This is a genomic window from Actinomycetota bacterium (genome assembly GCA_018333515.1).
Lineage (GTDB): Bacteria > Actinomycetota > Aquicultoria > Aquicultorales > Aquicultoraceae > Aquicultor.
Map to the genome: position 1 here is coordinate 194,330 of JAGXSZ010000030.1, position 19,947 is coordinate 214,276.

16 protein-coding genes are annotated in these 19,947 nt (G+C 54.9%); 15 read left to right on the forward strand and 1 reads right to left on the reverse strand.

Annotated elements, in window-relative coordinates:
- Window positions 1–7 precede the first annotated feature (7 nt).
- The 3 genes from KGZ93_08150 (at window position 8) to KGZ93_08160 (ending at window position 2,860) form a co-directional block, all read left to right on the forward strand.
- Window positions 8–559, forward strand: a complete 552-nt coding sequence (locus KGZ93_08150; protein ID MBS3909580.1) for a DUF4145 domain-containing protein — start codon at window positions 8–10, stop codon at window positions 557–559.
- Window positions 560–652: 93 nt separating this feature from the next.
- On the forward strand, window positions 653–2,167 hold the full coding sequence (locus KGZ93_08155; GenBank protein MBS3909581.1) for an HNH endonuclease: 1,515 nt from the start codon (window positions 653–655) through the stop codon (window positions 2,165–2,167).
- Between the two features lie 102 nt (window positions 2,168–2,269).
- A complete protein-coding gene (locus tag KGZ93_08160) occupies window positions 2,270–2,860 on the forward strand; it encodes a DUF4145 domain-containing protein (GenBank protein ID MBS3909582.1) in 591 nt (196 codons plus the stop codon).
- A 573-nt stretch (window positions 2,861–3,433) separates the two neighbouring features.
- Here the strand turns inward: KGZ93_08160 and KGZ93_08165 are convergent.
- On the reverse strand, window positions 3,434–5,224 hold the full coding sequence (locus KGZ93_08165) for a S8 family serine peptidase (GenBank protein MBS3909583.1): 1,791 nt from the start codon (window positions 5,222–5,224) through the stop codon (window positions 3,434–3,436).
- 462 nt (window positions 5,225–5,686) lie between these two features.
- Here KGZ93_08165 and thrS point away from each other — a divergent pair, with 462 nt between their 5' ends.
- The 12 genes from thrS to argF all read left to right on the forward strand — a co-directional run bounded on the left by thrS (window position 5,687) and on the right by argF (window position 19,932).
- On the forward strand, window positions 5,687–7,633 hold the full coding sequence (gene thrS, locus KGZ93_08170; protein MBS3909584.1) for a threonine--tRNA ligase: 1,947 nt from the start codon (window positions 5,687–5,689) through the stop codon (window positions 7,631–7,633).
- Window positions 7,634–8,022: 389 nt separating this feature from the next.
- A complete protein-coding gene (gene infC / locus KGZ93_08175; protein MBS3909585.1) occupies window positions 8,023–8,562 on the forward strand; it encodes a translation initiation factor IF-3 in 540 nt (179 codons plus the stop codon).
- A 175-nt stretch (window positions 8,563–8,737) separates the two neighbouring features.
- On the forward strand, window positions 8,738–8,932 hold the full coding sequence (rpmI, locus tag KGZ93_08180) for a 50S ribosomal protein L35 (protein ID MBS3909586.1): 195 nt from the start codon (window positions 8,738–8,740) through the stop codon (window positions 8,930–8,932).
- Between the two features lie 27 nt (window positions 8,933–8,959).
- Entirely contained in the window at window positions 8,960–9,319 is a 360-nt protein-coding gene (gene rplT, locus KGZ93_08185; GenBank protein ID MBS3909587.1) for a 50S ribosomal protein L20, read from the forward strand.
- Between the two features lie 176 nt (window positions 9,320–9,495).
- Window positions 9,496–10,542: a phenylalanine--tRNA ligase subunit alpha gene (gene pheS, locus KGZ93_08190; protein ID MBS3909588.1), complete on the forward strand. Its 1,047-nt coding sequence runs from the start codon at window positions 9,496–9,498 to the stop codon at window positions 10,540–10,542.
- A gap of 43 nt (window positions 10,543–10,585) precedes the next feature.
- A complete protein-coding gene (locus tag KGZ93_08195) occupies window positions 10,586–12,994 on the forward strand; it encodes a phenylalanine--tRNA ligase subunit beta (protein MBS3909589.1) in 2,409 nt (802 codons plus the stop codon).
- A 78-nt stretch (window positions 12,995–13,072) separates the two neighbouring features.
- Complete coding sequence (locus tag KGZ93_08200; GenBank protein ID MBS3909590.1) at window positions 13,073–14,107, forward strand: NDP-sugar synthase; 1,035 nt, start codon at window positions 13,073–13,075, stop codon at window positions 14,105–14,107.
- Window positions 14,108–14,379: 272 nt separating this feature from the next.
- Entirely contained in the window at window positions 14,380–15,432 is a 1,053-nt protein-coding gene (locus tag KGZ93_08205) for an N-acetyl-gamma-glutamyl-phosphate reductase (protein MBS3909591.1), read from the forward strand.
- A gap of 121 nt (window positions 15,433–15,553) precedes the next feature.
- Window positions 15,554–16,747, forward strand: coding sequence for a bifunctional glutamate N-acetyltransferase/amino-acid acetyltransferase ArgJ (argJ, locus tag KGZ93_08210; GenBank protein MBS3909592.1), 1,194 nt, complete (start codon window positions 15,554–15,556; stop codon window positions 16,745–16,747).
- 101 nt (window positions 16,748–16,848) lie between these two features.
- Entirely contained in the window at window positions 16,849–17,718 is an 870-nt protein-coding gene (gene argB / locus KGZ93_08215; protein MBS3909593.1) for an acetylglutamate kinase, read from the forward strand.
- An 87-nt stretch (window positions 17,719–17,805) separates the two neighbouring features.
- Complete coding sequence (locus tag KGZ93_08220) at window positions 17,806–18,990, forward strand: acetylornithine transaminase (GenBank protein ID MBS3909594.1); 1,185 nt, start codon at window positions 17,806–17,808, stop codon at window positions 18,988–18,990.
- Between the two features lie 9 nt (window positions 18,991–18,999).
- Window positions 19,000–19,932, forward strand: a complete 933-nt coding sequence (gene argF / locus KGZ93_08225) for an ornithine carbamoyltransferase (GenBank protein MBS3909595.1) — start codon at window positions 19,000–19,002, stop codon at window positions 19,930–19,932.
- Window positions 19,933–19,947 lie beyond the last annotated feature (15 nt).

The following is a 19,947-nucleotide window of genomic DNA, read 5'->3' on the forward strand; positions in this document are numbered from 1 at the left end:
AGTAGCAATGGCTTGGAACAATGAAAGTCAAATAGAATCGCGTAAGTATCGCTGTGGATACTGCGGCAATATTGTTGCGACCGACAAGGGGTTCTTTGATAAGGACGGAAAATTCCTGGCCTATCCATGCCCTCACTGCAATAAACTATCATTTTTCGACGAGCCCGGTAATAATCAGACGCCTGGTGTTGCTCCCGGCAATGATGTTGGTTACCTTCCAAAGGAATTGGAGGCCATCTACAACGAGGCGCGTCGTTGCGTTTCGGTTAATGCCTTCACGGCAGCGGTACTCGCTTGTCGAAAGCTGCTCATGCATATAGCTGTGGAGCAGAAGGCTGAGCCAGGCAAAGCGTTCATCTTCTATGTAGAGTTCCTAGCAAACAACGGCTATGTCCCACCGAATGGAAAAGGTTGGGTAGATCACATTCGGAAGAAGGGAAACGAGGCAACTCATGAGATTGTTCTCATGTCGGCTGAAGACGCTCTTGAGCTTATCTCTTTTTCTGAGATGCTCCTGAAGTTTATCTACGAGTTTCCCGCCCGTGTCCCAACCAAGTAGCGGCGGGCCCAACAACGGGTTCCAGAGGACGTCGGCGCTAACGCGCCGCCACCCCTAAATCCGAGCGTTGGGCAAATATAAAAGAGGTATTAAATGGCGATCACTCTTAAACGACAGATAGATGATGAGGAAAAGCAGATAATCCTTAAGCGACACGGGAGAAAATGTTTCGCCACAGGTCACGACATACCCGCAACGGAATCGGTTCACTTCGATCATATACGTGCGTTCGCGTTGGGCGGGGAAAGCGCACTTGATAACATTGCGCCAATGTGCGAGCACCACAATAAGGCAAAGGGAACACTGAGCCTTGGCGATTTTCGCATCAAGTTGCGGCTCGAGGATTTTTTTAAGCAGGGAGATCGGCTTACACTACGCCATCTTTTCGAATATCTGAAGAAAGAAGACGATATTGCTTCCTTTGGAGACGCTGTGACAGTAACTGAGAGAGACGGGCACATATCGCTTCAATCGCACTCACACAACTCGACACACGATTTATGGACTTGCGAGAGAACTGGATGGAAGTATTTTTATGCAACACTCCCCGTTTCCGTGCTCAACAGTGACGATGATGAAAACCACCAGTTTGGGTTGCAGCCGCGCTTCCTTATTTTCGACAAAGTTTTCGACCTTTACAGGCATTTTCAGATATACCCTGTCCTCCAGCCTTCAATCGGGCGTATTCACGATGATAATGTTCTCTTGTTTGACGGTCAACACAAGGCGGCGGCTCTTCTGTGGAGTGGGCGTCGTTCATTCGAGTGCAAGATTTACATTCGTCCGGATGTCAGAATCTTGAACCAGACCAATATCGCCGCACATGACAAATTCGCCCAAACACGGTTCTTTTCCTCAGTAATGATCCTCAAGCTGGGAAGTCAATTTGGAAAGGATTTTGAAGACTACAGGAAACTTGAGGATGGCACCATCAAGAGTGAGGTTGGTTTTTTAGATTATCTTGCAAAGATTCAGGATGCCGAATTGACTCGTGGCGAAAGGAACAAAAGATTCCGAAGCTATCTTTATAATTCGATTCTTGAGGATACTGAAAACCTGGCTAAGCCCCTTGTATCTACAAGTAACCGAAGCTCAAGCTCTCAACCTATTACTGTTGACATGCTTTCTAAATCATTATTTGCATGCTTTCTGTTTACCGATCCAGTCGAAGACAGCATGACATCTGATGCGTACAAGAGGGAATATGAGTTCCAGAACAACATTCGACTTTTGAATATTTTGTTCGGCATGGCACTTCACAACTGGAATCCAAAAGCTTTACGGGACGATACCGAGCAGCATCGATTAAACAGAATATTTTCCTCGAAGTCTATTATGGCTTGGTCTGAACTACTTCGTGATGCCGTATGTGCTAAACTTGATCTCGAAGATGCCGATGATCGTGCCAAACCATTTTATCGCGAACTTTGCGAAGCTGATTTCCAAAAGATCAAAAAAATTGTCGAACGCCTCATCGGATGGCCCTTGTGGTTGTCACCGATGAACAGTGATATCGACACCCAGCTTGCCGGAAATAAGCGCACTTTGAAAGAGTGGTTTCGCAGCAAGGGGTTAACGACCGGATATCTGATGGGAGCAAATGAATAATAATGCACAACAAGGCGCTGCACCGGACGGCAATTCCGCTGAGCTCCATTGCCGCCAGCGAGCTTCAGCGTTGGGCGGCAACGCTATACCACAGAGGCTAACATGAAGAACGGTAATCAACTCCCTCTCGAACGGTGCCCTCATTGCGGCATCGCAAAACCGCGCTTGTCAAACGAATGGAACGGCACATCGACAGAACACGGAGGGGGTAATTCGCGGCGGTGGTTTCTGTACCACTGTGCTTCATGTGGTGGCATGGTTCTTACAGCTGCGTCTGCGAAAGTTAACAATTCTGATATATCGAATATCTGGCCAAGTCCGTTTTCCGTCTCTGACACACTGCCGGTTCGCGCGCGTGAGTTTCTTACTCAGGCGGCAGCAAGCCTCCATGCTCCGGCGGGTGCTGTAATGCTGACTGCTAGTGCCGTCGATGCCATGCTAAAGGACAAAGGCTTCAAAGATGGCTCGTTGAATTCCCGTATTGATGCCGCTGCAACGGCGCATCTCATAACGGACGAAATGGCTGCATGGGCGCATGAAATTCGCCTCGATGCTAACGATCAACGGCATGCAGACGAAGCGGCTGCACTACCAGAGGCCGCAGACGCCGCAAAGGGAATTGAGTTTGCAAACGCCCTCGCGCAATTTCTTTATGTCTTGCCTGCGCGCGTTGAGAGGGGACGTAAGGCATGAGGAAGTACGCGCCCAACGAATCCATTCCAGCCCGTCAAAAAGCAGCGCTTTTTACCCTTCGCTGAACCCGACTTTTCGGCGGATTCCCTAGGGGGTCAGCGATGCGAGCCGTTCTCTTTGAGGGCGCACGGCGGCTGCTTTCGCACCTAGTTGCGGAAAAGACGGGAGGAAAGCATGCGCATCTGGGAATAGAGCAAAACAAACCTACCACAACCCATCAAACCAACCTCAACACCTGGCAAAAAATGCAATTATACTGTCAAATAATGTTAATATATTTTACCAGGGTGCCGATAATAATGTTACCAAGAGATGCAGGCGAAAGCGGGATTTAACGGTGGCCAATCTTTAAGAAAAAGGTCTACCGCCCGGGCCTGCATCTTATTTTGTTCTCCGGGCATTCAACAATTATTTATGGGGCACACAACGCCCAAAGCAACCTTCACCTGAAACACATTGCGCCTAAACCCCAACGCACACATTGCCTCAAGCGTAATACGCCCGTGTCTAAGGCGTCCTTCAACCCAAGCATCCTAATACCAAAAGATTTCCTAATAAGCGCGTGTGACGATTTTACTTGCGGATATCGCGGGCGGCTTTGATCGAGATGGGGTTAGCGGGCGCGCTCTCGTTGCCCGCCTCATCGACCGAGGTGACTTTGTAGTAGTAGGCCGCGTTGCGTCTTAGCGGCATTACCGTAAAGGTGTTCTTAGTTATCGTGGCGCGGTTTATCCTGACGCACTTGCCCGATATCGTGGTCGAGCAGTAGATATTGTATCCGGCGACCTTGCCGGTCGCGGGCTTGTTCCAGGTTATCTCGACCGAGCGGGGTTTAATGTTGACCACGACTCCGGTCGGCGGCATCGGGCCGGCTGCAACATTTCCGTTGCCGATATCGAAGCCGTCGACGTTGACATCCCGGCCCCGCGATTTTGTGTTTTTATCGCCGGTCACCTCTATCCTTATCGTGTGATTGCCGGCGCTCAGGGATTCTTTATAGAAGACCGGTTGCTGGTAGTTGGTCGTCGGGTTGTAGAGGTCTACTTCTTTGACGAAGGCTCCATCGATGTATACTTTTGCTATGCCGCCCGAGTCGCCTGTCCGGGCGAACCAGCATATCGACGCGCCGCTAAAGCGCATGGTCAGCGATGAGCCCGCCGCGGAGGCGCTCTTAAGGGTTCCGCCGCTCGCGCTTGCCGAAGCGATGCTCTGCCAGGAGCCGCTCGCGGCGATTTCGGGCGCGGTATCCTCGGCGGTTATCCGCTTTTGGACGGCCGCTTTGCGCAAATCGACCAGGCCGTAACCGAAGTAGTCGTCACGCCCCGGCGTTCCTAAGTCTTGTGTCGCGAGCAAAAGCGCGCGCTGGAGCTGGTCGGCGGTGTAGGTCGGGTTGCCGGCGGATATCAGAGCCGCCGCTCCGCAAATGACGGGTGCGGCCATCGATGTGCCGCCGGCATAGACATAGGTCGGGGTGCCGCCCTTATTGTAGGTGCTCAAGATGTCGACTCCCGGCGCCGCTATGTCTACATCGGGTCCGAAATTCGAGAAATACGCTCTCTTGTCATAGGAGTCGGTCGCCCCTACCGAGACGACACCGTCATAGCTTGCGGGGTAATATGTTTCGCTGGTTCCGGCATTGCCGGCGGACGCGACTACGAGGCAACCCTTTTTGCGCGCGTACTGGACGGCGTCATCGAGGACGAACGACCAGCCCGGCCCGCCGAGGCTGAGGTTGATTATTTTCGCGCCGTTGTCGGCGGCGTACACGATGCCTTTCGAGATTTGAAGGTCGGTCCCTTCACCGTCGCGGCCAAGGACTTTGATCGCGAGTATCTTCGCGCCAGGCGCGACACCGGCGATTCCGACCGCGTTGTTCGTCTCAGCGGCTATTATGCCCGCCACATGGGTGCCGTGAAAGTGGTCGTCCATGGGGTCGTTGTCGTTGTTGATGAAATCGTATCCTTTGATTACCTTGTTCGAAAGGTCTTCATGGTTGTAGTCGACGCCCGTGTCGATTACGGCGACGACGACCGGCGTCACGGGTACTTTATCCCAAAAGTCGGGGGCGCCGATTTTAGGCAGCGCCCACTGGAGGCTGAAGTATGGGTCGGTTGGCGAGTAAAGCGCCCTTCGAATGCGATTGGGCTCGGCGAATTCGACATAAGGCAGCGCGGCGTATTCTTGAGCGGCACGTTCGACGTCCGTACCCGCCGGCAGCACTATCTGGTGGATACCGTTGTAGCTGTGGGTCGTAAGCGATTGCGCCCGGAAGGATTTGTTGATGGCGGAAAGCGCCCGCGCGCCATAGGGCGGCTTCACTTTGACCAGGATTTCCCCGGGGGCGGTGGTTCGGCCCGAGGGCATAGACCCGGTCTGTTGTGACGCGACTGATTGCGGCTGTTCAATTGATGATGCTATAGAGGGTGCCGTACCTGGGGTGATGAAAGCTGCGAGCATGACTGCGAAAAGAATGAATGCACGAAATCGCATGTTGTCCTTTCCGAAGCCCTTAAAGGTCTATCGACCGCTTAAGGCGCGTCCTTTGAAAGACATCGGCAGGTAAGGGGGGTTACATGAGATGTTTTTGAGTACCGGAAAGCGGCTTCGACGGTGTGTTGGGTTCGGGCCATCGTCCCCGAGATTATGTGACGGCGCGAATCTTTGATAATATATTCGCGTCGCCCCTTTGCGTATTCTGGATTATGAAGACTTCTTTCTGTATGCTTGGATATGGAGCCGCAAAGCTTCAGGCAGGCCCGGATATTTCCGGGCGCTGGTTTGATTTATGCCCGCGTCGATACGCGTATTACGCCTTGGAGGGTTTCGATGGAAAAAATGAATGTGGTCTTGCCGGATGGTGCGAAAATCGAGCTGGATACGGGCGCGAACGTCTATGACCTCGCCGGGAAGATAGGCGCGCGGCTCCAGAAGGCGGCGGTCGCCGCCATAGTCAACGATGAGACGGTCGACCTGGGTACCGGGCTCGCGGACGGCGACCGGGTCTCCATAATCACCGAGAGCGGCGCCGAGGGCATCGATATAATGAGGCACAGCATGTCGCACGTTATGGCCCAGGCGGTGACGCGCCTTTATCCTAATGTAGCGCTCGGTATCGGCCCGACCATCCAAGACGGCTTCTACTACGACTTGGACCTCGAAAAGCGCATCTCGGTAGATGACCTCCCCGCGATAGAGGCGGAGATGGCCAAGATAATCTCCGAGGATTTGAATTTCGAGCGCCGGGAGATGAACAAAGACGACGCCAGGCGCGAATTTAGCGGGCAGCCATACAAGTTGGAGCTTATCGACGAAATCGCGGACGCGCACGTCTCCGTCTACAAAGACGGCGAGTTTCTCGACCTTTGCCGGGGGCCGCATGTGATGTCGACCGGAAGGCTTAAGGCGTTTAAGCTCCTCAGTGTAGCCGGGGCATATTGGAGAGGCGACGAGAAGCGCCCTATGCTCCAGCGAATATACGGGACGGCCTACTTTAACGAGAAGGAACTCAAGGCGCATCTCGCGCGGCTCGAAGAAGCCGAAAAACGCGACCACCGAAAGCTCGGTCGGGAACTCGACCTCTTTACCATCGACGACGAGTTCGGCGCGGGGTTGCCGCTTTGGCATCCCAAGGGCGCGATTCTGCGCAAAGTCATCGAGGATTTCTGGAAGAATGAGCATATCAAGCGAGGCTATGAGTTGATAGCGACGCCGCATATAGCCAAGGTCGACCTGTGGCGCACCAGCGGCCACTGGGATTTTTATCGCGAGAGCATGTTCTCGCCGATGGAGGTCGAGGGGACCGATTACGTCGTCAAACCGATGAACTGTCCGGGGCATATCAAGATATATAAGAGCCATACTAGGAGCTATCGTGAGCTGCCGATTAGGTGGGCGGAGCTGGGCACGGTCTACCGTTTCGAGCGCTCCGGCGTCTTGCACGGGCTGCTCAGGGTGCGCGGGTTCACACAGGACGACGCGCATATCTTCTGCACGCCCGAGCAGATTGAGAGCGAGATACTCGATGTTATCGAGCTGATGAGCTTTATCTTAAAGGGCTTCGGGTTCGACGATTACGACGTCTACCTGTCGACCCAGCCGGAGAAGTCGGTCGGTCTCCAGGAGAACTGGGACAAAGCGACGAGCGCGTTGAGCGCGGCGCTTGAGAAGGCGGGTCTGGCGTACGAGATAGACCCGGGCGAAGGCGTCTTCTACGGGCCGAAAATAGATGTCAAGATTCGCGACGCGATTGGTAGGTCTTGGCAATGCACGACGATACAGGTCGATTTCAACCTTCCGGAGCGGTTCGACCTCACTTATGTCGGCGCCGACAACCAGGAACACCGGCCCATCATGATACATAGGGCGATTTTGGGGTCGCTGGAGCGGTTTATCGGTGTCTTAATCGAGCATTACGCGGGAGCGTTTCCGGTTTGGGTCGCGCCCGAGCAGGTCGTCGTCTTACCCATCGCCGACCGCCATAACGAGTACGCGGAGGCGGTCGGCGGCAAGCTGCGAGAGGCCGGAGTGCGCGCCGGCGTGGACATACGCACCGAGTCGGTAAACAAGAAGATTCGCGACGCGCAGTTGCGGAAGACCCCGTATATGCTCGTCGTGGGCGACAAAGAAATTGAGAACGAGCAGGTAGCGATACGTGACCGCAGCGGAAATCGCGGCCCGGTAGCGCTTGCGGCCTTTGTCGAGGAGATAATTGCGGCAATCGAATCATTTTCGAGCGGGACAGAGGCGGCGGCCGCCGACGGGGGCGGCGCATAGCCGGATAGCGTGTAACCTAAATTCATGCTGGACAAGCCATACGGTCTCTGCGATAATTAGTAAGTTATTCGAGACACGCCACCATCTTCTTTGATTTCGCGGCAGTCTCGACGAGGTGCCCGGGTTTACCGGGGCGCCGGGGGCGGCAGGTATAACCTGAGACGCATCCTAAAATAGAAGATTGGAAGAAGAGGTGGGCCGGGGTTCCGGCCAAAAGTTGCTTCTCACCCTAAGATGCCTAAGAGCAATTAAAAGGGTTAAGGTGTACCACGTCAGGTGGGCGGCGACTGCTGTCCGCCTTTTTATTTTAAAAGGTTGCGCGAGTAGAGATTCATCGCAGGATTTATATGTACTGTTTTGTCGACATGGAATAGGGGAGGTGAAAGCGTATCGCAACAGATGCACGCGTAAATGAGAGGATTCGCACTCCGAGGGTTCGGTTGATTTCAGAGGACGGAGAGCAGCTTGGCATAAAGCCTACGTCGGAGGCGCTGCAAATCGCTTATGATGCGGGATTGGATTTGGTCGAAGTAGCGCCACAGGCCGACCCGCCGGTCTGTAGAATAATGGACTACGGTAAGTTCAAATACGAGCAGACCCAGAAGGCGAAGAAGGCGAGGAAGCATGCCGCTACCACTATTATCAAGGAGATGAAGCTTCGACCGAAAATCGACAGCCACGATTTCGAAGTCAAAAAGAAACACGTGGCCAGGTTCTTGGAAGGCGGGGCGAAAGTCAAGGTCACGATTATGTTTAGGGGCCGGGAGATGGCCCACACCGACCTGGGCAGGAAACTTCTTGACAGGGTAGCGGACGACCTTAAAGATATGGCCAAAATAGAGGCGTATCCTAAATTGGATGGCCGCAATATGATTATGGTATTGGCGCCGCTATTTAAGCCTCCGGTCTCGGAAGATTCTGAAGAGTAAGAACCCGGATGTTCACGATATATTCGCTCCGCATCATAGCTCCGGCAAATCAGTGCTTAAGAGAGTTGGGAGTTTGCGCGCAAAAAGCGCGACGATTAAATCGATTACTTTTGCCCGCGAGTAACTTGCGGTAAAACTGCTGTGAAAAGCGAGCAAGCTGGAAAGGAGTTACACTATGCCGAAGATGAAGACCCACCGTGGAGCCGCGAAGCGCTTCAAGGTTACAGGTACGGGCAAGCTTGTCCATAAACACGCGTTCAAGAGCCATATTTTGACCAAGAAAAGCACTAAACGCAAGAGACAGCTCCGTAAAGACGGAGTGGTAGGACCGGCGAACGAGAAGAATCTTAAGATGATATTGGGAATATAAAAGTTTTATTAAAGGAGTTGATTTCTGATGCCAAGAACCAGAAACGCTAAGAGCACCAGAAAAAGGCATAAAAAGATACTCGAACTTGCAAAAGGGTATCGCGGAGCAAAAAGTAAGCAATTTAGGGCGGCGAACGAGCAGGTCTTGCACTCGCTATCTTATGCCTATAGGGACAGAAAAGCCAAGAAGCGCGATTTCCGCAAATTGTGGATAGCGCGAATCAACGCGGGCGCGAGGCTCAACGATCTTTCATATAGCCGCTTAATAAACGGCTTGAAACTCGCTGAGGTCGATATCGACAGGAAGGTCTTGGCCGACATGGCGCTGCACGACCCGGAGGCTTTTGCCGAGATTGCGATTATCGCCAAGGACAAGCTTACCGTTTAGTCGCGATTTACGTCCGGTCTTGAGTCTCTGAATCAAGGTGGTACCGCGGGTCCTTTCTCGTCCTGGTAGAGGAGAAGGGCCCCATTTTTTTGGTGATTAGCGGGATTTGTCGGCATCGGCATGCTCGGGGATTTCGCAACGCATATTATTATATTTTGGGAAGGTGATGTTGGGAGATGGCGTCGAAAGCGGAATTAGATAATATTTACGAGCAGGCGAAGGGAGCCGTTGAAAGCGCCTCCGACTTGCGGGCACTGGACCAGGTAAGAGTCGAGTTCCTCGGCAAGAAAGGCCGGATAACGTCGGTCTTAAAGACGCTGGGACAGCTCCCCGCCGATGAGAGAAAGCTCGTCGGACAGGCCGCGAACGAAGTCCGCCGGCGTTTAGAGGGCGCCATCTCCGCGAAGCAGTCACAGCTTTCGCGAGCCGAGGTCGAGGAGCGATTGGCGACCGAGGCTGTCGACATAACCCTCCCCGGACGGAGGGCGGCGCACGGCAGCCAACATTTAATATCGCAGGTTATCAAAGAGATAACCGGTATCTTCATCGGTCTCGGCTACAAAGTCGCCGAAGGGCCGGAGGTGGAGATAGATTACTTTAACTTCAAAGCGCTCAACCAGCCGCCCGACCATCCGGCGCGTAGCCTGCAGGACACATTCTATATCAAGAAAGAAAGCGTCCATCCCGCGGACGATGATATCTTGTTGCGGACGCACACCTCACCGGTGCAGATACGCGTGATGAAAGAGCAAGAGCCGCCGGTGTACATAATAGCGCCCGGCAAAGCGTTTCGCAGGGATGTCCCGGACCCGTCGCACCTGCCGATGTTCCATCAGGTCGAGGGTTTGGCGGTCGACGAGGGCATAACTTTCGGCGATTTAAAGGGGACGCTTGAGGCTTTTACCAAGCAGATGTTTGGTAAAAAGCGCAAGATAAGGTTGCGGCCGCACTTCTTCCCGTTTACCGAGCCCAGCGCCGAGGTCGACGTATCGTGCGCGGTCTGCGACGGCCGGGGCTGCCGGCTCTGCGGAAGCGGCTGGCTCGAGATACTCGGCGCGGGCATGGTCGACCCGAACGTGCTGACGGAGGTCGGTTACGACCCTGAAAAAGTCAGCGGTTTCGCTTTTGGCATGGGTGTCGAGCGCATCGCTCTGTTGATGCACGGCGTTCCCGACCTGCGGATGTTTATCGAAAACGACATGCGTTTTGTTAAGCAATTTTAGGATATTGTCAGCCGCGGGCTGTGGGCTGTAAGGAGGATTTCGGATGCTGGTTCCACTAAGTTGGTTGAAAGAATATATAGACTTTGAACTCCCTGTGGACGAGCTGGCCGACCAGCTCAATTTGAGCGGGACGGCGGTCGAGAGCGTGCGATTCATGGGAAAAGGCCTGGATTATGTGCGCATCGGCCAATTGCTGGAGGTCGAGCCGCATCCCGACGCGGATAAGCTTAGCGTGACAAAGGTCGATATCGGACAGGCGGAGCCGCTACAGATAGTCTGCGGAGCCAAAAACATCAAACCGGGCGACAAGGTCCCGGTCGCGCTCGTCGGCGCGAAACTGCCGAACGGGATTGAGATAAAGGCCGCCAAACTAAGAGGCGTAATCTCTCAGGGGATGCTCTGCTCGCGGATTGAGCTGCGGTTGGGCACCGATGCCGCCGGTATCTATATCTTGCCTGAGGATGTCGAGATCGGCGCGCTCTTTACCGAAGCGCTCGGTCTCGATGACGTCGTCGTCGACCTCGAGATAACGCCGAACCGCCCGGATTGCCTGGCGATGATAGGGGTTGCGCGCGAGGTTCGGGCGATAACCGGAAACGAGCTTCGCAAGCCGGCTGTGAGCGTCAAAGAGGCCGCCGAGAAGGCTGAGGACGCCGCCGCCGTTGTCATCGATGACCTCGAGCTGTGTCCGCGGTACGCGGCGCGCATCATCAAAGGCGTCAAAGTCGGGTCGAGCCCGGCTTGGATGGAGCAGCGCCTGCAAAAAGCGGGGATGCGTCCGATAAACAATATCGTCGATATAACCAACCTGGTGATGCTCGAGACCGGGCAACCTTTGCACGCTTTCGACCTGAAGACGCTTAAAGAGGGCAAGATAATCGTGCGCCGGGCCAAGCCGGGCGAGAAGATCACGACGCTCGATGGCGTCGAGCGCGAGCTGGACCGGAACATGTTGGTCATCGCCGACGCAGAGGTGCCGGTCGCGCTGGCCGGTGTAATGGGCGGCGCCGAGACCGAGGTCACCGAGACCACGGTCGATATTTTGCTGGAGTCGGCCTATTTCGAGCCCGATTCGATTATGCGAACGGCGCGCAAGATGGGTTTGCTCTCGGAGGCGTCCGCGCGCTTCGAGAAAGGCATCGACCCCAACGGCGCCGTATACGCGGCCGACCGCGCCGCGCAATTGATAGCCGAGTATGCCGGCGGCGAGGTGTCGGCCGGAGTCATCGACGTTTATCCGAGTAAGATAGAGCCGAGGAAGCTGACGCTTCGCACCGCACGGGTAAACGGGATTCTCGGGACCGAACTCAACCTGCGGGAGATAACCGATATCCTCGAAAGACTCGAGCTGACGGTCTCGGTCATCGATGGAACCGAAGATATGTCGGTGAGCGTACCGACATTCCGTCCCGACCTTGAGCGTGAGATAGATTTAATAGAAGAGGTCGCCCGTATTTTCGGCTTCAACAACATAGAGTCGACGTTGCCCGAGAGCAGCGGCAAGCAGGGAGGCTTGAGCCATCGCCAGAAGACTGTGGAGTCGATTAAGGACCGGCTTTTGGCGTCGGGCTTGTCGGAGATAATCACATACAGTTTAATAGACCCGCGTGAGGTCGACAAACTCCAGGTTCCCGACGGCGACCCGCTGCGTTGGTTTGTAAAATTAATGAACCCGCTCAGCGAGGAATTGTCGGTCTTGCGGACGACGCTCCTGGTCAACTTGCTCAAGGTGCTCAAATACAATATCAACCGCGAGCAATACGATGTCCAGGTCTTTGAAGTGGGCCACATATTCCGGCATGAAAACGGTAAAGAGATGCCGGATGAAGAGGCGATGCTCGGTATTGCCCTGACCGGCGCCCGGCAAGCCGATGAATGGCACAAAAAGGCGCGAAATATCGATTTCTTCGACCTTAAGGGAGCCGTCGAGGCGGTCTTGGACGAAATCGGCGTGACCGGTTGGTCGCTCCGTCAATTCACGCACCCGGCTCTTCACCCCGGCAAGAGCGCCGAGCTGCTCATCGGGGACGAGCCCATCGGCTACCTTGGCGAAGTCCACCCGGATGTGCTGGCGGCGTTCGATATGCTCACCGCCTATGTGGGCGAGTTCAATATGGACAAACTGATAGACAACGCGATAATCGGCAGGGAACTCACCGAGATACCCAAACACCCCGCGATAACGTTCGATATCGCGGTCCTCGTCGATGACGCGGTCGCGCAAGAAAGCCTGATAGAGCTTATCGAGGCCGAAGGCAAACCATTGCTTGAGCAGGCAAAGCTTTTCGACCTGTACACCGGCAAAGGGGTCCCCGACGGCAAGAAGAGTATGGCGTATACGATGGTCTTCCGTGCTCCCGAGCGCACCCTCACCGATGAAGAGACACTCGATGCCCGCGACAGGATAATCGCGCGCCTCAACAAGGAACTCGGCGCCGAGATTCGCATGTAGCGGGGTGAGCGGCGAAGTTGGTAGCTTTATTGAATTAACCCTACATCCGCTCCCATTTACACGGTATACTTACAGACAATGCGTGCGTTGTTGCTCGCGGCCGGCCTCGGCGAGAGGCTGCGGCCGCTGACCCTCACAAAACCGAAGGCGCTTATGCCAATCGCAAACCGGCCGTCTATCATCAGGCTGCTGGAGTCTGTGCAATCCCTGGAACTCGACGAGATATTTATCAACCTCCACTTTTTAAAGGATGATATTAAGGATGAAATAAGCGCGGGCACGCGCTGGAACTGTCCTATTCAGTACTCGTACGAGACGGAGCTTTTGGGGACCGCCGGCGCTATCCGCAAAATCGGCAAATTCCTCGCCGACGACCGGTTCGTCATAATCAACACCGATATAGTCACCGACATCGATTTACCAAGCGTCATTGAGGGTCACATAAAGACGGGAGCCAAAGCGACGCTGGTCTTGTCGAAGCAGGATGATATCGATTACGAGCAGATAGGCGTAAGCTCCGACGGGCGCATACTAATCGATAAGAAATCGGGCGACCTGATAACCAACGGGGTCTACACCGGAATCGGGATATTCGAGCCCTCCGTTATCGAGATGATTCCGACGGGATACTCGAGTTTGCTCGAAGCGGTGCTCATACCCCTTGCCGACGAGGGCACCCTCTACGCCCATTTCGCCGAGGGATATTGGATGGATATCGGCAAGGTCGATAGATATATCCAGGCCGGCCGGGATGTCATCTCCGGAAAGACGCGCTTGCCGATAGACGGGCGACTTATAGGCGATAATCTCTGGATAAACGAGTTTTCCGAAATCGACATGACCGTCAGGATAGAGGAGCCGGTGCTGATAGGAGAAGGGGTCGCCGTTGACAGGGGAACCCGCATCGGACCGAATGTGATAATCGGCGATGGGTGCCAAATCGGCGCCGGGGTGGAGATATCGAATAGTGTCATCTGGAACGATTGCCGCATAGGCGGGTCCTCGATCATCGAGCATTCGGTGATATCCAATAACGAGAAGATTGCCCCGAAACAAAAGGTCAAAAGGGTTATCGTCCACCGCGGGGTCGCCGAGCCGATTTTCAACATCTAACGTCGCCGTTGCACACCGATTGCGCCGGATTTTCTCCGCTAGCTTGTCTGCGAGCGATAAAATGCTTTCCCAACACCAACACCAACACCAACAAAATATGCTACCCGTCCAACACGAACAGCGATAAAACACGCTATATGTCCGGGGAATGTTAAACAATCAACTAAAATTAGATAATTTTAGTATATAACATTTAATATATTGTATAAAACGTGCCGATTATGCTAATATACAGTATATTAAATAAATTTCGAATTGATTTAGGAGCGGGCATGGCGTTAAGAATTGGAATAATCGGGGCATCCGGATATACCGGGGCGGAATTGATGCGGATGGCCGCGCTCCACCCTGAGATGGAAATCACTTACGTGACGGCGAACCAGTACGCGGATACCAAGGTGACGAGCGTCTACCCGCACCTTACGGGATTGGTCGACCTCACCTTCGAAGCTTACGATTTAGAGAGCGCCGGCAAGAGCGCCGACGCGTTCTTTCTCGCTTTGCCGCATGGGAAGGCCATGGAGGTCGCCCCGGAGTTCTTGACGGCGGGCTATGGCTATAAGGTCGTCGACTTGAGCGGCGATTTTCGTCTCTCGGACGCGTCGGTCTACGAGGCCTGGTACCAGACCGAGCACACCAACCCCGAGTTGATAGGCAGAGCGGTCTACGGGCTACCCGAACTCTTTGAGGAAAGTATCAAGGGCGCGGATTTTATCTCAAACCCGGGGTGTTATCCGACGGGCGCGCTTCTGGCGCTGGCGCCGTTGCTGAGGGCGAAGGCGGTGAAGACGAGCGGTATAATCGTCGATTCGCTGAGCGGTGTGTCGGGGGCGGGACGCGACGCGAAGCCCGGGACCCACTTCTGTAAAGTGGAGGGTAGCCTCACAGCTTACAAAGTAGGCGGCGTCCACCAGCATACGCCCGAGATGGAGCAGTATATGTCTCAGCTGGCGGGCGAGGAGATGACGATATCGTTTACTCCGCATTTGATGCCTGTAAGCAGGGGTATTTTGACGACCGCCTACGCCGATGTCAACGGCAAAACCAGCCTGGGCGAGCTGTTCGAACTCTATCACTCATTCTATGCGGGCAAACCGTTTGTACACATACTTGCGGAGGGGCAATATCCCGAGACGAAGAATGTCGCGGGGTCGAACCATTGCCACATCGGCTTGGCCCTCGATGAGCGAACCGGCAAGGTCATCGTCGTATCCGCCATCGACAACCTCGTAAAAGGGGCATCCGGCCAGGCGATACAGAACATGAACATCCTGATGGGTTGGGACCAGCGGACGGGTCTGCGCCATGTCGGGTTGATGCCCTAATCGGCAATCGAAAAACAGACGATGGCCGGCAGGCCGGGCTAATAGAATTTGGTAAACGACGAAACGTTAAGTATCTCGATTAAAAAGACGGGTCGAAATGGATAAATCGAAAGAGTTTGAGATGAAAGAGATAAAAGGCGGGGTCACCGCGGCACAGGGTTTCAAGGCGTCCGGGGTCGCTTGCGGGATAAAGCAGAGCGGGAACCTGGATATGTCGCTTTTGGTCTCCGAGGGCGCAGCGAGCGCCGCCGCGGTCTTTACGACGAATAAGATGGCGGCGGCGCCGGTCCGCCTGAGCAAGAAACATCTGGCGGACGGACGCGCGCAGGCGGTTGTAATAAACAGCGGAAACGCCAATGCTTGCACCGGAGACGGGGGATACGAAGACGCGATAAAGATGGCGCAGGTCGCGGGCGCGGCGCTCGGCATCGACCCGCGCGATATAGTGGTCTCCTCGACCGGTATCATCGGTGTTCCGATGCCTATGGACAAGGTAGAAGCGGGCATTAAGGACGGGGTGGCTGCGCTCAGCGCTGATGGCGGGGGTTGCGCCGCCGAGGCTATCATGACTACGGACACCTTTGTGAAAGAACACGCGGTATCGTTCGATTTCGACGGAATCGAGGTCAAGGTCGGAGGCATGGCTAAGGGGTCGGGCATGATAGCGCCGAATATGGCGACGATGCTCGCCGTTGTCACGACCGACGCGGCGGTCGCGCCCGAGCTGCTCAAGTCGATGCTGGTATCCGCGATAGACAAATCGTTCAACTCGATTACCGTCGACGGCGATACGAGCACCAACGATATGGTGGTGCTCGTCGCGAACGGCGCGAGCGGGGCCGGGGTGACCGCGGGCGACGAGGCCGTTTTTCAGGCCGCGCTCGATAAGGTCTGCGTCGAACTCGCCAAACTAATAGTCAGAGACGGCGAGGGCGCGACGAAGTTTATCGAGATAGATGTGGTCGGGGCGGCCGGTGCCGGGGAAGCTAAAAAAGCGGCGATGGCGATAGCCAATTCAAACCTGGTCAAGACGGCGTTCTTCGGGCAAGACGCGAACTGGGGAAGAATCGTCGCGGCGGTCGGCTACTCGTCGGCGGAGGTCGACGCGTCGAAAGTAGATGTATACTACGGCGAGGAAAAACTCGTCGAAAACGGGCGGGTGGTAGCCTATGACGAAGCCAAAGTCGACGCCGCCATTAAAGCCAAGGACATAAAGGTCATAGTCGATCTGAAACTGGGTTCGGGGGCGGCGCGCGTATGGACCTGCGATTTCAGCTACGATTACGTAAAGATTAACGCGGAGTACCACACTTAGGATTGCCGGTGGGACTGCCGGTTGTTGTGATTTAGGATTTTAGGGACGGGCGTCGGAAGCGGTCGGCGGATAGTCAACGATAAAAAAGGATTGATGACGATATGGTGCACATGGAAGAGGTAATGGGAAAGGCGCAGATTCTCACCGAGGCGCTCCCCTATATCAAGGAGTATCACGGCAAGACCGTCGTTATTAAATACGGCGGGGCGGCGATGGAGCGGGCCGACTTAAAGGAGACCGTCGCCACCGATATCGTGCTGATGAAATATGTCGGCCTCAATCCGATTATCGTCCACGGCGGAGGCCCGGAGATATCGCGCCAGATGAAAGCGATGGGCAAAGAGGCCACGTTCATAAACGGCCTTCGCGTGACCGACAAAGAGACGATGGACATCGTCAAGATGGTGCTGGTGGGCAAGATAAACAAAGAGATAGTCTCGCTCATAAACCGGCACGGCGAACTTTCGGTCGGAGTCAGCGGCGACGACGGCAACCTCATCATGGCCAAGAAGAAAGCTACCGATGGGTATGACCTGGGCTATGTCGGCGAGGTCACGAAGATAAACCGCAAGCTCCTTGAAAACCTGATAAACGACGATTTTATTCCGGTTGTGGCGACTGTCGGTGTCGGCGACGACGGTATGAGTTACAATATTAACGCCGACAAGGTGGCCGGCGAGATTGCCGCCGCGCTCAACGCCGATAAAATAATCTTCTTAACCGATGTCGACGGGCTCTATGAGGATTTCGACGACAAGGATTCGCTCATATCCGAGCTGAGCATCGAGGAGTGCGAGCGCCGGTTGGCCGGGCGGGAGATAAACCAGGGAATGATTCCCAAGGTAGAAGGCTGCGTTAACGCCGTACAATCCGGCGTGAAGCGGGCGCACATTTTGAATGGGACCACCCCGCATGCGCTGTTGCTCGAGATATTCACCGACGAGGGCGTCGGCACGATGATAACGAAATAGCGGTACTCGATTCGTCAAAGAATCGCACGTCAACGATGAGTCCGCAGGGTTCAATAAAGATATTTGGAAAGAAGACAGAGGGCGATTATGAAGTTGAGTGAACTCAAAGAATTAGACGACACATACCATATGCCGACCTACGCGCGCTTGCCGGTGACTTTCGTCAAGGGCCGCGGCGCCCGGCTCTGGGATGACAACGGCAAGGAATATTTCGATTTGCTCAGCGGCATCGGGGTCGTAAATGTCGGGCACTGCCATCCGGAGGTGACCGCCGCGGTCAAAGGCCAAGCCGAGTCGCTAATGCACGTTTCGAACCTCTTTTATACCCAGCCCCAACTCGAGCTGGCCAAAAAGCTTACGGAAATATCCTTCGGCGAGCGATGTTTCTTCGCGAATAGCGGGGCCGAGGCGAACGAGGGCGCGATAAAGTTGGCGCGCCGTTATGCGAAGCTCAAGGATAGCGACGCTTACGAGATAATCACGGCGCTTCGGTCGTTTCACGGGCGGACCATGAAGACCCTCGCCGCGACCGGACAACCCGATAAGCATAGGCCGTTTGAGCCGCTGCCGCCGGGCTTCAAACACGTGCCCCTCAACGATATAGAAGTCCTCACAGGAGCGGTCACGGAGAACACTTGCGCGATAATGCTCGAGGTAATCCAGGGTGAAGGCGGCGTCTACGAGTGTGACGCCGATTACTTGAAGCAGGTGCGCCGGCTCTGCGATGAGCGCGATATCCTGCTCATCTTCGATGAAGTTCAGACCGGGATGGGCAGAACCGGCGCCATGTTCGCGTATCAGGGTGTCGGCGTCGAGCCGGATGTCATGACGCTCGCCAAGGGTATCGGGAGCGGTATGCCGGTCGGTGTGCTCGTGGCCAACGCGAAGGCGGGCTCATCGTTTAAGCCGGGCGAGCACGGCTCCACCTTCGGGGGCGGGCCGGTCGTCTGCGCGGCGGCGCTCGCGACGATCAAGGTAATCGAGGATGAAGGCCTGGTCGAGAATAGCCGCGAGATGGGCGCATACGTCAAGACCAAACTCGAGGCGATGAAAGCCAAGGGCGCCCCCATAAAAGAGATCCGGGGAGCGGGACTTATGCTCGCTATCGAACTCGACGGAGAGAGCGCGAAGGATATCGTTCTCGCCTTGCTCGACAAGGGCGTTGTTGCAAATAATATAGGAAGTAATATAATTAGATTTTTACCGCCTCTATGCATCACAAGAGATGAAATCGACTATGCTTTCGGTGTAGTCGAGAGCCTGATGGTTTAGGAGTTGCGTATGGCGAGCTTAAAAGGCAGAAACATTCTATCGCTCACGAACTACTCGCAGGACGAGATATACGGGCTTTTGGCTAAGGCCATGGAGTTAAAACGTCGGCTTAAGAGCGGTCTGCCCCACCGCTACCTCGAAGGCAAGACTATTGCCATGATTTTTCATAAGCCGTCGAGCAGGACCCGCATCTCGTTCGAGACAGCCGCTTCGCATCTGGGCGTCCATCCGATTTTCATGCGCGACGAGGAGATACGGTTAGGGGTCCGCGAGCCTATCGGAGATATAGGACGGGTTCTCGACGGTTACGTCGACGCGGTGGTAATCAGAACCTTCGCCCAAAGCGATGTCGAAGAGCTGGCGGCAAAGACGGAGATACCGGTCATCAACGCTCTCACCGACGCGTATCATCCGATGCAGTCGCTCGCCGACTTGATGACGATTTTGGAGATCAAAGACCGTCTTACCGGTCTAAAACTCGCCTATATTGGGGATGGTAATAATGTAGCCCATTCACTCTTGGTCGTCGCCGGAAAATTGGGCATCAACATGACCATCGCGTGCCCCAAGGGATACGAGCCGGACGCCGGGGTCGTAGATTTTGCGAGAACTCAGATTCGAAACCTAAACCATAAGATAACGGTGACCGATGACCCGTTCGAGGCGGCGGACGATGCCGACGTGATATATACCGACGTCTGGGCCAGCATGGGCCGGGAAGCCGAGCGCGAGGAGCGTATCGAGACATTCCGGCCATACCAGGTCAACAGCGAAATCATGGCGGAGGCCAAGCCGACGGCGATATTTATGCATTGCCTTCCGGCGCACCGCGGCGAGGAAGTCACCGACGAGGTTGTCGAAAGCGCGCAGTCGGTCGTCTTCCGGCAGTCGGAGAATCGGCTGCACACGGCAAAAGCGGCCCTGGTTTCAATCATTAAATAATATCGGTTTGGGTGA